Genomic DNA, 2118 nt, shown 5'->3' with positions numbered 1-2118 from the left:
TTAAGCATCTTTTGATTCCTCGTCAGCCTTTCTCATAACATGGTTAATAGACTGCCAAGAACCTAGACCAGCATGGTTATATTCACCGCCATTTTGCTTGTAAATCTCCTTAATTTTAGTGTCAAAAAGCTTGTCGCATTGCTCAGCTAATGCCTCTCTGTCTGCCTTTTCCAGTGAAGTGAAAAGACTAAAGGCTGCATGGTTAAGCGCCTCTTCAACAATAGACGCGCGACTAGTGTTAAAACGAGATGCAATAGCATCAATCATCTGAAGATTTTTAAGTTCAATATTCGCAGTGAAACGAACAGTTTCAAGCTCCTGAGCAGATGAATCGGCATCGGCCATGTAGAACTCCTTAATCATTTTTGAAAAGTAATCGTTTAGCATAATGAATCTCTCTTGAATTTAATTTGATGTTTTAGCTGATTCAGCTGGATTCAATATAGATTCATTTTTTAATTCATGCAAGAAGCTTCGCTTCGGTTCAGCAAGGAGGGGGTCAGCTACGTAATTTTTTTACGTAAAGCAGCCCTGTTACGTAAAAAGGAAATTTTGAAGGGAGCAAGGTCACCGCTCGTGCCTCGCTGCATTCTCCAGAGAAGGAACCCTCCCGTAAACGGGTCCCTCCCTCGCTGGAGAATTAGGCTTCGACGTGCTTAGTTGAATCCAGAGTAAAGTTCTGGCCTATGTACTTGTAGATTAGCTCGATGTAAGGCTCGTCCTCTAACGAGTCCTCGTTAAGGTTTTCCGGAACCTCAACACCTCTAAAGCTTCCAAAAGAGCCCTGTAAACGCTTCCCTTGCAGGAAAGCGTAAGCTTCAACAGTTTGTGCAGGTGTAAGCTCTGAGAATTTAAGCGCGTATTTGAAAACCTCAATGAAGCCCTCTACGGGGTCTCCAGTGATAGGCCTAATATCAACTATGAACGAATCACCTGTGATATTTTTCCAGTCCTTGGAAAGCTTAGAGGACTTAGGCGAAAGTGGATCGAAATCCACTTTCTCAGACTTAGGCACCATAACAACCATGTGTATGTGAGGATGCCAGCCATGATCTGAGTGGGTTAGTTCGTAGCTGTATACCGCGCCGTCTATCTTGCAAAACTCGTTAAAGCCATTGCCTCTAGAAGCGTAATTCCTACGAGATTTAAGAATAGACTTCATAGAATTTTGGAGATGGGTAAAGCGCTCTGGCAAATCTTTACCATTCTTCACAGTCAAAGTGAGCAAATAAGGCTCTAAATCGCTCTGTGAGGCGATTATCTCTTTGAACTTGTCAAGATATGCCCTAACGGACTTTGCGGCTCTCCTGATGGCACAGGGAGCGCACAATAAGTGCTTTTTGCATGAGGTTGCTCTGATAAGCCTGGTCTCGTCTATCTGATAGTAATTGTGAAATACGAGGTAATTAAAACAATCACCCACGTTAGAGATCACTTTTTGATAGTCGATTAAGCCAACCTTAGGCGGCTTAGCGTTACCGCTTGAGATATCTCTCAAATGGTTTAATATTACTCCTTGTCTCCGCTTAGCAATCGTGTACTTATCGATTCGCTCATGCAAAGACAGAGATTCGGAACCCTTGTTTGCAGTCTTGCCCGCCAAAGCTTCGCTGCACAAGGGTTTTTCTTTGTCTGTCATATTATTTTTTCCCTTAAGTGGAGTCACTTTATTTACATGTATCAAGTAAAGCAAGAGAAACACCTCCAGACACTCGCCTCACGCGAGGGGCTGGAGGATGTTATCTCTATGCTTTTGAAACGGGCGAAACGCCCTGAGGTATGAAGAAAGAAACGCTTTTGCCAGTAGCAAAAACGCCAATGGTGAAAGTGATAACTTGACCTAGATATGGCTCAAAGTTTTTTATATCCCGAGTGGTAAGCGTAAACATGTCCATTCGCTTGTCACCGTCTGGAAGTTCAACTTCACCAAGAACCTGAATCTTATCTTGGCCTCCATACTCTTTTCCGTCCTTTTCACGCTTTGGTTGCTTGAAAATATTAATGAGTTGGCCTGTAAGATTAAGCATCTTTTGATTCCTCGTCAGCCTTTCTCATAACATGGTTAATAGACTGCCAAGAACCTAGACCAGCATGGTTATATTCACCGCCATTTTGCTT

Annotated in this window: 3 protein-coding genes; all 3 read right to left on the bottom strand. The window is 42.9% G+C overall.

The genetic code is table 11. The features are described 5' to 3' along the window. Positions 1-345: a hypothetical protein gene (locus LHL20_RS20795; RefSeq protein WP_226434669.1), complete on the bottom strand. Its 345-nt coding sequence runs from the start codon at positions 343-345 to the stop codon at positions 1-3. A gap of 295 nt (positions 346-640) precedes the next feature. Then, complete coding sequence (locus LHL20_RS20790) at positions 641-1639, bottom strand: protein rep (protein ID WP_226434668.1); 999 nt, start codon at positions 1637-1639, stop codon at positions 641-643. A 106-nt stretch (positions 1640-1745) separates the two neighbouring features. Beyond that, on the bottom strand, positions 1746-2027 hold the full coding sequence (locus tag LHL20_RS20785) for a hypothetical protein (protein WP_226434667.1): 282 nt from the start codon (positions 2025-2027) through the stop codon (positions 1746-1748). Positions 2028-2118 lie beyond the last annotated feature (91 nt).

The sequence above is a fragment of the Alteromonas sp. McT4-15 genome (assembly GCF_020515205.1).
Classification (GTDB): domain Bacteria; phylum Pseudomonadota; class Gammaproteobacteria; order Enterobacterales; family Alteromonadaceae; genus Alteromonas.
This window is presented reverse-complemented; position numbering and strand designations above follow the sequence as displayed.

Coding starts and splice junctions, on each gene's coding strand:
- LHL20_RS20795 (WP_226434669.1), bottom strand. CDS start 345: ATGGCCGATGCCGATTCATCTGCTCAGGAGCTTGAAACTGTTCGTTTC.
- LHL20_RS20790 (WP_226434668.1), bottom strand. CDS start 1,639: ATGACAGACAAAGAAAAACCCTTGTGCAGCGAAGCTTTGGCGGGCAAG.
- LHL20_RS20785 (WP_226434667.1), bottom strand. CDS start 2,027: ATGCTTAATCTTACAGGCCAACTCATTAATATTTTCAAGCAACCAAAG.